Source organism: Spirosoma utsteinense (assembly GCF_014282275.1).
Classification (GTDB): Bacteria; Bacteroidota; Bacteroidia; order Cytophagales; family Spirosomataceae; genus Spirosoma; species Spirosoma utsteinense.
The window spans coordinates 1-12,684 of record NZ_VFIA01000054.1 but is presented as its reverse complement, the minus strand read 5'-3'; the positions used below and the strand labels follow the sequence as shown (position 1 = coordinate 12,684).

Below are 12,684 nucleotides of genomic sequence, written 5' to 3'. Positions count from 1 at the left end.
CTTACGACTCTCTTAACGACTTCTACGACTTCTATGACTTCTACGACTTATGACTATTACTTGTCTGACCTTTTCAACGGCGAATTCTTTTCTTTGGCCAGGGTGTTGTAAACCAGCTTATCCATCAGGGCGGGGGCCCATTTGTTCAGCCAGATGGTGAACTTCCCCTGGGTGGTCAGGATCAGGTCGCGACGGCGGTTTTTTACGGCGCGCAGAATATGATCGGCGCATTCCTCGGCGGTCATCATGCTGCCCTCGTCACGCATGGTCTCCCCCACAACCTGACCGTCGGCCCCCAGAGCAGCAAACCGGATGTTGGACGCGGTGAAGCCCGGACAGGCCGTCAGCACATGGACGCCCGAATGGAGCAGTTCCGTACGGAGCGCTTCCAGAAACCCGTTCATGGCAAATTTAGAAGCCGAATACCCGCTTCGTACCGGCAGTCCCCGGAAACCCGCGATCGACGAGATACCCACGATGGAGCCCTTCGTTTTCATGATATGGGGCAGGGCATAGCGCGTAGCGTAGACCGTTCCCATGAAGTTTACGTCCATCACCTTCTGGATCACCGCCGGATCGGTGTCGATCAGCATGGAGCGCATGCTGATTCCCGCATTGTTGATGAGGATGTTCAGCTGCCCGAAATGTGCGATGGTCTGCTCGATCAGGCGCTTGACATCGGCCTCCACGCTGACATCGGCTGTCAGGGCCAGTACCTCGATGTGGGCCTGCTGTAGTTCCTGACGAACCTGTTCCAGCGCGTCGGCCTTACGGGCGCAGATAACGATTTTAGCGCCTTCCCGGCCAAAGGCAAACGCCATGGCCCGGCCAATTCCCGACGATGCGCCGGTGATGAGTAATACGGTGTCCTTCATAATAAGCGGCACAAAGATAAGCGAGTTGGCGTGAAAGCGGTAGCCGCCCCGCTCCCCTCACCGAATCAGCGCGACTGGCCCTTTGAAGGTCCGTGTGGAGGTTTGGATCAGGTAATAATAGGTGCCGATGGGCGAATTGGCGCCCGACCAGCGAAAGCGGGGATCAGCGGACGAGAACACCAGCTGCCCCCATCGGTTTGAAACGTCGACCGATTTGAACTGTTCTGCGCAGGCATTCTCGGGCAGGTTCTGTACCGTGAAGTAATCATTGATCCCGTCGCCGTTGGGCGTAAAAACGTTCGGCACCGTTATCTCCTGGCTCACCGACAGGTCTTTTACCCGAAACGTGACCGTCGTCGTATCGGTATGGGCGGGCTGGCAGGATCGGTCGTCTACCACAAAGTCCACCACGAAGGTAGCCTCCGACCGGCCAGCCATCAGTTCGCAGGTCGGTTTCCAGGCGAAGGGCGACTGAAGCGTGGGCAAACCGGACTTGTTGGCAAACGTCATGCCCGCAGCCGCAGCATCGAAGCCCCGGCCGGTGCCCGTCAGCTGGAGGGTGTCGCGGTCGGGGTCGTTGCCCAGCACGTCGAACGTCACCCGCCCCACCGAATCACTCGGGCTTACCAGCAGGTCGACAACCGGCTGGGTCAGCGTCGTGCGGATGTTGGGGGGCTGGCTCGAGAGCCCTACAGCCGCCAGATTGACCGTGACGGTATCGCGCAGGTTGCCGTTACAGCGCGTATCGGTCACGATGAAATCCACGATGTACCCGGCCCGCCTGGCCTGCGTACAGGTCGGCTTCCACAGGAACGGGCTCGACACCTTGCCAACGCCCGAGGCAGAACCAAACGTCATGCCCGCCTGCGCCAGCGTAAACCCCCGCCCTACCGCCTGGATCGAGATATTGTCGTTATCCGAATCGTTACCAAATGCCGTGAACGACAGCGACGCGCCCACCGTGACGCGGGCCAGGTTGTTGGTCAGGTTCGTAGTGGCCAGGGGTTTATTGTTCGGGGAAGGAATCACGTTGAGCCGGATGTTCAGCGTATCGCTCAGGCCCTGCGGACACCCTTCGTCGGTGGCGCGAATGAGGAGCGTAAACGGTTTGCCATTGCCTACGCAGCGGCCAAAGCAGAATTGAGCCTGTAACGTATCGGTGCTGGTACGGGTCAGCAGCTCGCCGGGGGTGATGGACAGGCCCGGCAGCGACCCGCTCATGTTCGTCAGCCGGATACGCTGGTTGGGGTTGATGTCGGTGATGTACAGCGTCAGGCAGTTGGTGTCTTTTTCCGCGATGGTCAGCACCGCCCCTTCCTTGTAGAACGCCGACTGCCCGGCGGTTTTGAGCAGCAGCTGGGGGGCGTCGTTCGTAGGGCAGTCGACAACTTTCAGCTGGAAGTCGCGCCGGACGCGGCCAATGAGCTTCCTGTTGCGGTACTCCCCCACCTCGACCGAAAAAACGAACAGGCCCAGTCGGTCGGCGGTAACGCTCAGCAGACCCGTTCGTGCATTTACCTGTAAGGGCTGGGTGCCGGGAATTTCGTTCGCCGTCGACAGGCCCTGTATCCAGGCGATGCTCGGGTACGGCCCCGGATTGGCAATCCCGATGGTGACAGGCGTGGGAGCACCCGGATTGGGAAAATCCTTGGTACTGAACCCGTTATAAGGCGTCACCATCGTATAGGTGAGGCTGTCGCCATCGGGGTCTTTGGCACTGAAATCGAAGGTGAACGGGCGACCCACGCAGGCGTAATCGCCCCGGGCTACGGTGAACACCGGCGATGAGTTCGTAAACGGGGTGGAGCCGGTGAACGGAGCCGGAAATTCCAGGTAAAAGGTAGACCCCGCCCCGCCCGGATCGATGATGTTGTTGATGGCGGCATTGCGGCAGCAGCGCTCCCAGCTCATATAATAGCCGCCCGCGTCGTTAAACGATGGGGGAAACGTCACGTCGATGCCGTAACGGATCAGCCGGGTCTGCAGGTCAGAGCGGGTGCAGGCGGGTGTCGTGTAGTTGACGAGCTGGGTGCCGAGCCGGGGCAACTCCACACTGCCCACCAGAGCATTGTCCCGTTTGCGAAAAATATAGACGAAAGCCGTCCGGTCTTCCGCATCCGGACTGCCGTTGACAGCGTCGAAATACAGGTTCATGTTGATCCGGTGGGTGAACGACCGGTCGGCAGGCAGCTTTTGCAGTTCCAACTCCCCGCCAACGATATGGGTAGCCTGGGAAACCCCGCTGACAATCAGCAGAAAACCAGTCAGAATATATAGTAACCACTCCTTTCGGTACAGGTTTATCATAGTCAGAATTGGCCAGTTGTGGGGGTCGTCCGAAAACGACTGCTTAAATTAGCAGTTTTTTGGGACACTTATGCGCAGAAAGAGTCATAAAGCCCCCGAACGGTTGTACGCGCTTCGGGTCGATGCCGTTGCAGCTGAGGGGAAATGTATCATACGTACCGACGAGGGCGTCATCTTTGTCGAGAATCCAACCGGCGGGCCCGGCGTGGCACCCGGCGACCTGGTCGACCTTCGGATTACGAACAAGAAAAAGCAATACCGCGAAGCCGTTGCCGAGCGCGTGCTGGAGCGGTCACCGGTGCGGGTCGATCCGTTCTGCGAACACTTCGGCACCTGTGGCGGCTGCAAATGGCAGCACATCCGGTATGACGAACAGCTTGGGTTCAAGCATCAGCAGGTGGTCGACCACCTCACGCGCATCGGCAAAATAGACCTGCCCGCCATCCGGCCTATCTTGGCCGCCACACCCACGCAGTACTACCGCAACAAACTGGAGTTTACCTGTGCCGAAGGGCGCTGGATGACCCCCTCTGAGGTGGGGACCGGCCAGACCATCGACCCGCGGGCGGTAGGCTTCCACGTGCCGGGCCGCTTCGACAAGGTGCTTCCTATCCGTCACTGCTACCTCCAGCCCGACCCGTCCAATGCCATCCGGCTGTCGGTGGCCGACTACGCCTTTCGGAACGACATGAGCATGTATAACCTGAAAGTGCATACCGGCTACCTGCGTACGCTGATCATCCGCACGGCCTACCCCGATCAGGTGATGGTGACGGTTCAGGTAGCCCAGGACGACCCCGACCAGCTGAACGGCCTGATGAACCACCTCCAGACGACCTTTCCGGAAATTACGTCGCTCAACTACATCGTTAACACCAAGAAGAACGATAGCTACCAGGATCAGGCGGTCATCAACTGGGCCGGGAAACCGTATATCGAAGAACGGATGGATGCCGGCGACGGACATACCCTCGTTTTCCGGGTCGGCCCCAAATCATTTTACCAGACCAACGCGCAGCAAGCCCACAACCTCTACCGGATCGCCCGCGACTGGGCCGGTCTGACGGGCAATGAACGGGTCTATGATCTGTATACCGGCACGGGAACCATCGCCCTGTTCGTGGCGCGGCAGGCGCAGCATGTGGTGGGTGTCGAATACGTGGAAGCGTCGGTGGCCGATGCCCGTGTCAACGCCGAGATCAACGGCATCACCAACACGACCTTCGTGGCGGGCGACATGCGCGACATCCTGACCGACGGCTTTTTCGATCAGCATGGCCGCCCCGACGTGGTCATCACCGACCCCCCACGGGCGGGTATGGACGAAGCGGTTACGCGTCAGCTGCTCAAAGCGGCCCCCGACCGCATCGTCTACGTCAGCTGCAACACCGCCACCCAGGCCCGCGACCTGGGTATCCTCGACGAAGGCTACCAACTCACCGACGTGCAACCCGTCGACATGTTCCCCCACACCCACCACGTCGAGAACGTAGTCGTGTTAGTCAGACGGTGAATTGGTCAGTTGGTGAGTTAGTGAGTTGATCAGTTGGTGAGTTAGTCAGTTGGTGAGTGAGTGTACCCTGGACGGCCACGTCCGGGCGAGTAAAACCAGCAGTTCGCCCGGACGTGGCCGTCCAGGGTACACTCACTCACTCACTCACCAACTGACTAACTCACCAACTGATCAACTGATTTAAAACTCCAGATACGGCGTGATCTTTTCGATGGTTCGGGCGTCGAGGATGCGGATGGGCTTCAGGGATTCGGCGGAGGTGTAAGCGCCGTGCTGCTCGCGGTAGCTGACGATGAGCTGGGCCTGCCGCCGGGACAAAAACGGGTGGCGGTCCAGTTCTTCGGCACTGGCCGTGTTCACCGGAATCTTACGCACCCCCGACCGGATCTGGCCGAATGTCTGCAACTCCGCCAGCGCCAGGGAGTCCAGCCCATACACGTCGCGGAACTGCTCGACCGAGATGAAGCCGCCCAGCCCGTCGCGGTACTTCACGATCCGGCCCGCCAGCGTAGACCCGATTCCTTTTAGGGCAATCAGCTGCGATGTGTCGGCGGTGTTGATGTCGAACGGCTGTAACGCCGGTTTCGCCGGGCGCTCGGGGTACGAAGGACGTTCCCGGTTGCTGTAGGGCGCGCTGGCCTCATAGGGTTTTGTCGGGCCGTAGCGGTCAGGGCTAACCCGGTTGCTGGACGGGGCGTCTTTGAGCGTGATGTACGGTTCGAGCTGGTCGTAGAGGTCGGGCGGGAAATCGTAGATACGAAGCAAATCCTCTTTCTTGCGAAACTGACCGCCCTTGCTGCGGTACTTCTCGATACGCTCGGCCATCCAGCGCGGTAGCCCCAGCTGCTGCCAGCCCGCCACGCTGACCGTGTTGGGGTCGAAGGCAAATAGCTTCGGCTCACTGAACCGTTCGGCGGTGGTCTTCCCGTTGTCGGCGCGGTCTGCATAGGCGGGCCGGGCGGCCGCTTCCGTGCGCATCAGGGCCACCAGGCTGTCGAGTTTCCGCTGATCGGTAGCCGAGGTGTCGACCGGGTTACGGTCGGCCAGGAAGCGGTAGACGAAGGGGATGAGCAGGCAGAAGCCCGTCAGGAGCAGGAGGACGACGAACCCCCGGCTCTCCTTCTGGGAAAAGCCGAAGTAATCGCGGATAAGGGACTGAAATCGAGCGAACATGCCCCCTTAGACGAGGCCCCCCATGCGATGTAACGCGGAACCGGCACCCGAAAACCCAACCGCCCGCCCGATAGCCACAGCCGTTTTTCTGTCATGCCGTTTTTTTTGTCATGCCGTGTTTTCTGTCATGCCGCGTTTTCTGTCATGCCGCGTTTTTTGTCATGCCGTTTTTTTTGTCATGCCGTGTTTTCTGTCATGCCGCGTTTTCTGTCATGCCGCGTTTTCTGTCATGCCGCGTTTTTTGTCATGCCGCGTTTTTTGTCATGCCGCGTTTTTTGTCATGCCGACGAAGGAGCGGTCCGCCGTTGCGGGACCTTCGGATAAGACGAAGTGCTCCAACTTACCGAAGATCCCGCAACGGCGGACCGCTCCTTCGTCGGGATGACAAAAAAAACCGTCATTCCCCTACCCGCTCTCAGGTAACGTGAATGGTGGATCAGGCCCTTTAGGGCCCAAACAGCGAAGCGTCGGTAGCAACGGCCCCCGCAACGCCCCCCCAACGCCCCCACCGCAACGCCCCCCCGCAACGCCCCCCGCAACGAACCCGGCGACGGCGAATAAGCGCCCCGAACGCAGAAAGCCTGCCCGAACGGATCGGGCAGGCTTTTTTATACCCAAACTTTGTATTTTTGCGCCTACGTATGAATACTACTCAAGCGCCAGCCGCTACCCTCCAGGACATTATCGCCCACGCCAAAGAATATGGCTTCGTGTTCCCGTCCTCCGAAATCTACGATGGTCTACAAGCCGTGTACGACTATGGACAAAATGGCGTCGAACTCAAAAATAACCTCAAATCGCTGTGGTGGAAGGCCATGACCCAACTCCACGACAACGTGGTGGGTATCGACGCGTCGATCTTCATGCACCCGCTCACCTGGAAAGCATCGGGCCACGTCGACTCGTTCAACGACCCCATGATCGACAACCGCGATTCCAAAAAACGCTACCGCGCCGATCAGCTCCTTGAGCTAAAAGCCGAAGAATACGCCAACGCCGGCGACGAAGCCCGCAGCTCAGCCCTCCTCCAGGAAATGGGCCGCCTGCTGGGCGACAACGACCTCGACGGGGTGCGTAACCTCATCATCGCCGAAGGCATCAAAGACCCCGTGTCGGGTACCGACAACTGGACCGAAGTGCGGCAGTTCAACCTGATGTTCTCGACCCAGGTGGGTTCGCTGGCCGAAGACGCCAGCCTGATCTACCTCCGCCCCGAAACAGCGCAGGGTATCTTCGTCAACTTCCTCAACGTCCAGAAGACCGGCCGCATGAAAGTGCCGTTCGGGATTGCCCAGATCGGCAAGGCGTTCCGGAACGAGATCGTAGCCCGGCAGTTCACCTTCCGGATGCGCGAGTTCGAACAGATGGAGATGCAGTTCTTCGTCCGCCCCGGCACCGAAATGCAGTGGTACGAAACCTGGCGCGATGCCCGGATGAAGTTCCACCAGGCCCTGGGACTGCCCGCCGACAAGCTCAAATTCCATATCCACGAGAAGCTGGCCCACTACGCCAACGCTGCCGTCGACATCGAATACAAGTTTCCGTTCGGTTTCCGGGAAATGGAAGGTATCCACTCCCGCACCGACTTCGACCTGAAAGCGCACCAGGAGCTGAGCCGCAAAAAACAGCAGTACTTCGATAATGAGGTGGACCCGGCTACCGGCAAACCCTACGGTAATTACGTGCCCTACGTGGTTGAAACCTCGGTGGGTGCCGACCGGCTGTTCCTGGCCGTGTTCTGCAACGCCTTCACCAAAGAAACGGTGCAGTCCGGCGACGAGCAGAAAGAACGGACCTACCTGAAACTGCACCCCGCCCTGGCCCCCATCAAAGCCGCCGTGTTCCCGCTGGTGCGGAAAGACGGGCTGCCCGAAAAAGCCGAAGAGATCATGAAATCCCTGCGCTCCGAGTTCCGGGTCATCATGGAAGAGCGCGACGCCATCGGCAAACGCTACACCCGGCAGGACCTCATCGGTACGCCCTTCTGCATCGTGGTCGATTACCAGACCCTCGAAGACGAAACCGTCACGATCCGGTACCGCGACACCACCGAGCAGATCCGCGTCCCCATCGCCGAACTCAAAGCCCGCATCGGCCAGGAAGTTTCCATGGAACGCCTGCTGGAGAAAATGTAAAAACAACACAGCAAAGCCCTGCCAGTGGTCCCCCAGGACCCTGGTAGTGGCTGACTTGTATTGATTAATCAGGAGACGTACGTACAGACGCGACCGCAACGGACGATCTAATAAACAGCGACGTTATCCAGACCACCCTGATCTGGCCCGCCCCGGAACTCCCCCCGTATCCACAACGCGGTCAGGTTTTGCAACACCGCCCGAATCTCGGCCCGGGTAGCCGCCGACTTACCCTTCTTCCACCCGCTCAACTCGTCCAGCCTGACGGCGTAGTATGTCCAGGTCCTGGCCGGACTGTAAGCGTTATCGACCGTGAGGGTTGTCGTACCATCCGTCAGGATCACATCATCGGGAACGCTATAGACCGAATCGATGGCCGATTGCTTTAATTCGAAGCGGAGCGTTTTACCATACCCGCCCCTGACCACGTCCAAAAATGCAGGCGAAGCGATGTAATACCAGTCGCCGGTTGTTCGGTCCTCCCCCGCCAGATAACCGCCCGGATGCCCCCCGGTGGCGCTAAAACTCCCGATGCCCCCTTCGCTGACCCCCCAGCCCTGCATATCGGTATCGAAATTGTTGCTATTGGTTTGCGGCTGCTGCTGAATGGACAGGGGCGAACAGCCTGCCAGCACCGCCACCAGCAACCCGAGGACACAAACGAGCCGGCAAAAAACAACTTTTTCTACGCTGAAGCCCATTGTTGTAGTGCAGGATTCGTTCGTAACAGTAGCTGGCTAATGTAACCGTATTTATTGTACGTGACAAACAAAACCGGGCGAGCAGTTACACCGGGTTTACCGTATAAGCCTATCGACACGAACGGCCAGTTTGAAAGCACCCCCACTAAAACCGGTGAATTAACCTTACCGGCCCAGCAGTTCCTTTGTCAGGCGAAACACAAAGAACGAGTTGGTAATGGCATACCGCTTGAACAAACGCCGGGGTTCCATCGCCAGCCGGTAGGTCCATTCCAGACCGGCATTCCGCATCCAGGCTGGTGAACGGCCCTGGGTTCCCGCCAGTAAGGGCAAGGCCCCGCCTATGCCAATCATAACCGCCTGTATCTTCCCGCGCATGTGGGCCATCCAGCGTTCCTGCTTCGGGCAGCCGAGCGCCACAAAGACCAGCCGGGCACCAGATTGATTGATGAAACTGATCATGGCTTCCTCCTCCGCAGCGGTCAGGGGCCGAAAAGGAGGAGAAAACGTACCGGCAATACGGATGGTAGGATGCAGTTCGCGGCAATTTGCCACAGCCACGTTGAGCACGTCGGGCGTTGATCCGTAAAACAGGATGGGCAACTGCTCTTCGGCGGCCCGACGAATCAGGTCCGACATGATATCAAAGCCAGCAATCCGGTCCTGCTCGATACCATACTGCATGTTGAGTGCCCAGGTGATCGGCACCCCATCGGTAGCTACCCAATCAGCCCCGTTCACCACCTCGGCGAAATCGGCATCCTGCGTCGCTTCAACAGTCATGTGTACATTACCCAAACAGGCGGTACGGGATTCACCGCGTATGGCTGCGGCAATGATCGACTCCTAAATTTCCCGATACGAACCCAGGGTGAAGGACAAACTCAATACAGAAGCTCGTTTAAAGGGAATAGTTTCCGGTTTAAGCGGACGAGCTGGTGAATACAGTGTGGACATGGATAGACGGCAGATTGGTGTGTAACAGATGAATTCAAATAAAGACGAATAACTATGACCAGGTTATCATATTTTTTGAAAAAGCAATAGTGCAGGAACAAGCCGGTTCGTAAACCGTGCATAGTTGAGTACCTCTACTGATAAAAAGTTGTAGTGCTGAATCTCAGGTAAGGAAGCTATTATAACAAGAACAAAACCCCTTACTTATAAATGACATAGAATAAGCGAAACAAAAAATGGGGCTCCCTTTATGTTATAGTTAACGCATACCAATCAACGTTTTCATTCGATTGAATATCCTAGTAGATTTACTATATTTTTTTCGAAAAACATTCAAATAATAATCACTAATTAAACCTACCGGTGGCAAGGAAAATACCTTATCTGATTGATCATCTAAGACGGTTTTGTATCGATTAAATACATTAGTGGTATGAGTCGCATCTTCATCGAAACCAATATTATTGACCTTAGAACGGGTTGGGTAAACCGTATAAGACTTTTGTTTAAACTGACTATAACCCCACCGTATTGCCCATGAATCAAGTTCCCCGTTCATTTGTTTTTTTAGCATGCCAACTAAATCAGTACCACCTTTTGAAAACTCATGTTGCGCTTGTTTATCCAACATAAATTGATCAAAATCGGAAACTTGCCAGTCAGCTAACCGCCAGCGATCAGCCCAAGTAGCCCATCCCCATGAACTGTACCTAGGAAAAAAGTAGGCATCGTAAGCATAGTTCTGCAAAACTGGAAAGGGAAAAGTATAGCCGGACACACTAGCAACAGTTTTTTCATCTGCATAAAGATTAATACATGCATTCATGTACTTCAAAAAAGAAGGGGCTGTTATAAGGTCATCTTCCAAAATGATTGCAGACGGATGGTTTGAAAGAACCTGAGTCACACCAGATATAACAGAAGTTGCCAAGCCACGGTTAATAGAACTGTAATGCCTTTCAATAGACTGAAAATTGCTTAACTTGTCAATCAACAGTTTAACTTGGTCTACTCTTTGAACATCAGCTATTCCTTTTGGCCCATCAACAAATACATATAACTTACTAACGTCAGCTAAATGATTTCTCCGTAAAGCTTCCAAAGTTTTGGGAGTGCTTGCTGAACTGTGTCAGCCTTTGGGTTAGTCGAAGCGGTGGGGTTTGATGCGCTCCTCAAAGATAATACTCAACTCGTTGAGGACGCTCTTCCAGTTGTAGGTCGTCATCTCCCACTTGATTTGCAGATTCTGGATCGTCAGGTACACCAATTTTTGCAGAGCTACGTCCGAACTGAACGCCCCTTTGGTCTTCGTTACCTTGCGTAACTGACGGTGGTAGCCCTCCACCGTGTTAGTCGTGTACATCACCTTGCGAACAGCCGGTGGATAGTCGAAAAAAGGCGATAATAACGCCCACTTTTCTACCCAGGGCTGCACCGCCTGCGGGTACTGACGGCCCCACTTTTCCTGCACCAGTAGCAGATTCTCCCATCCCTGTTCCCCATCAGCCGCCTGATAGACCGTTTTGATATCCTTGACGAAGTCGGCCAAGAGCTTATTGGGGACGAACCGAAACGAATTACGCAACTGATGCACGATACAAAGCTGTACCGTCGCGGTTGGGTACACATTGGCAATGGCCGTGTCGAACCCTTTCAGACCATCCACGCAGGTGATGAGCATATCGTCCACCCCCCTGTTTTTTAAGTCGTTAAGCACTGTTAACCAGAAACGAGCCGACTCACTCTCGGCGGTATAGATGCCTAACACCTGTTTCTTGCCTGACAGCGTCAAGCCAAGTACGCTGTACAACACGCGCGTAACTACCTTGCCTTCCTGCCGCACCTTGTAGTAGATACCATCGAGCCAAACCAGCGTGTACAGACTCTCTAAAGGCCGGTTCTGCCACTCCCGCATAGCTGGGATAACTCGGTCCGTAATGGCCGTTAACTCGCTATCTGATAGGGCATAACCGTAAATCTCGCCCAGATGCTGGCTGATATCGGCATAACTGCTGCCCATGCCGTAGAGCGAGAGAATCTTTGCTTCCAACTGGTCGGTAAGCACAAGCTGCCGCTTGGGAACAAGCTGCGGCTGGTAACTACCGGATCGGTCGCGTGGCGTGGTCAATTCGAGCAGGCCAGCACTGCTTTTGACCGTCTTGGTGTTCTTGCCGTTCCGGCGGTTTTGCTCAGTTTGACGCGTCTGGATCAGATGACTATCCATCTCCCCTTCAAGTGCGGTTTCGAGGAAATGCTTGAGCATCGGAGCGAATAAACCGTTTTCCCCCGTGAGTGGTTTGCCTTCGTAGAGGCCTCTGATGGCCGTCTGTTTGAAGGCCTCGTAATCGAATTAGTCAGTCATGGTAAAGTGAAATTAGAGGGTAATTTTCTTTTCCCTTCTATTCCCCCTTAGTCTTGACACAGTTCAGCGAGCAGTCTCAAAGTTTTGGCTAAAGTGTCAACACGCTTGTATGCAAATAAAACGATTGGGGATGTGGGTTGCTCAGATAAATAATTCATGCAAAATAGTTATCAAAATGAAGATTTTTTTTCCCGCCAAGCATCGAAGTATAAATACACCTTTTTAAATATTTTCTTCAATCTGTAAAAAGGATACATTACATAATTTGAAACAATAATTGTGTTCATTGGATAACTTGGATTGCTCAAATGACAGTCAAATATAAATCCATCTAAAACATTAGCCTTTAATTCTAAACGACCTTGCATCTAATTTGCCATATTTTTAGCATGAATTAGCTGAATCCATAAAGGTTTATCATCTAATTCATAGGTTGGTAACCTTGAAAACCACTTGTGGTGAGGTCTATGCATAACCGTTTTTAAATGATCATAGCCAGCATATGGTTCAACACAAGAAATGAAAGGGCTGGAATAGTAAATACATGATCTTATACTAATTCAAAATCATAAAGACGCATTCAGAATGTAGGGAAAGCAAGTCAACTCGATGACTGTCTGCCGACCCGTGAATAACGCTTCAAGAACAGCCCGCAAACGTT

The 12,684-nt window shown here is 55.1% G+C and carries 9 protein-coding genes; 2 read left to right on the top strand and 7 right to left on the bottom strand.

Annotation, left to right across the window (positions count from 1 at the left end; translation table 11 throughout):
- Positions 1 to 56: 56 nt before the first annotated feature.
- Both FH603_RS24980 and FH603_RS24975 read right to left on the bottom strand, forming a co-directional pair.
- Positions 57 to 875, bottom strand: a complete 819-nt coding sequence (locus tag FH603_RS24980; RefSeq protein ID WP_186741405.1) for an SDR family oxidoreductase — start codon at positions 873 to 875, stop codon at positions 57 to 59.
- Positions 876 to 932: 57 nt separating this feature from the next.
- Entirely contained in the window at positions 933 to 3,182 is a 2,250-nt protein-coding gene (locus FH603_RS24975) for a T9SS type B sorting domain-containing protein (protein WP_186741403.1), read from the bottom strand.
- Positions 3,183 to 3,252: 70 nt separating this feature from the next.
- Between FH603_RS24975 and rlmD the strand changes: the two genes are divergently transcribed.
- Positions 3,253 to 4,695: a 23S rRNA (uracil(1939)-C(5))-methyltransferase RlmD gene (gene rlmD, locus FH603_RS24970; RefSeq protein ID WP_186741401.1), complete on the top strand. Its 1,443-nt coding sequence runs from the start codon at positions 3,253 to 3,255 to the stop codon at positions 4,693 to 4,695.
- 180 nt (positions 4,696 to 4,875) lie between these two features.
- Here rlmD and FH603_RS24965 read toward each other — a convergent pair whose 3' ends face one another.
- Positions 4,876 to 5,868, bottom strand: coding sequence for a ComEA family DNA-binding protein (locus FH603_RS24965; RefSeq protein ID WP_186741399.1), 993 nt, complete (start codon positions 5,866 to 5,868; stop codon positions 4,876 to 4,878).
- Between the two features lie 641 nt (positions 5,869 to 6,509).
- Between FH603_RS24965 and FH603_RS24960 the strand changes: the two genes are divergently transcribed.
- The gene (locus FH603_RS24960) at positions 6,510 to 8,003 is read left to right on the top strand and encodes a glycine--tRNA ligase (protein ID WP_186741397.1); all 1,494 of its coding nucleotides are present in this window, start codon (positions 6,510 to 6,512) and stop codon (positions 8,001 to 8,003) included.
- A 107-nt stretch (positions 8,004 to 8,110) separates the two neighbouring features.
- Here FH603_RS24960 and FH603_RS24955 read toward each other — a convergent pair whose 3' ends face one another.
- The 4 genes from FH603_RS24955 to FH603_RS24940 form a co-directional block, all read right to left on the bottom strand.
- Complete coding sequence (locus FH603_RS24955) at positions 8,111 to 8,704, bottom strand: laminin B domain-containing protein (RefSeq protein ID WP_186741395.1); 594 nt, start codon at positions 8,702 to 8,704, stop codon at positions 8,111 to 8,113.
- Between the two features lie 165 nt (positions 8,705 to 8,869).
- Positions 8,870 to 9,487, bottom strand: coding sequence for a WecB/TagA/CpsF family glycosyltransferase (locus tag FH603_RS24950; protein ID WP_235985545.1), 618 nt, complete (start codon positions 9,485 to 9,487; stop codon positions 8,870 to 8,872).
- A gap of 433 nt (positions 9,488 to 9,920) precedes the next feature.
- On the bottom strand, positions 9,921 to 10,763 hold the full coding sequence (locus FH603_RS24945) for a glycosyltransferase family protein (RefSeq protein WP_186741393.1): 843 nt from the start codon (positions 10,761 to 10,763) through the stop codon (positions 9,921 to 9,923).
- Positions 10,764 to 10,802: 39 nt separating this feature from the next.
- Positions 10,803 to 11,981, bottom strand: coding sequence for an IS256 family transposase (locus FH603_RS24940; RefSeq protein WP_342355228.1), 1,179 nt, complete (start codon positions 11,979 to 11,981; stop codon positions 10,803 to 10,805).
- Positions 11,982 to 12,684 lie beyond the last annotated feature (703 nt).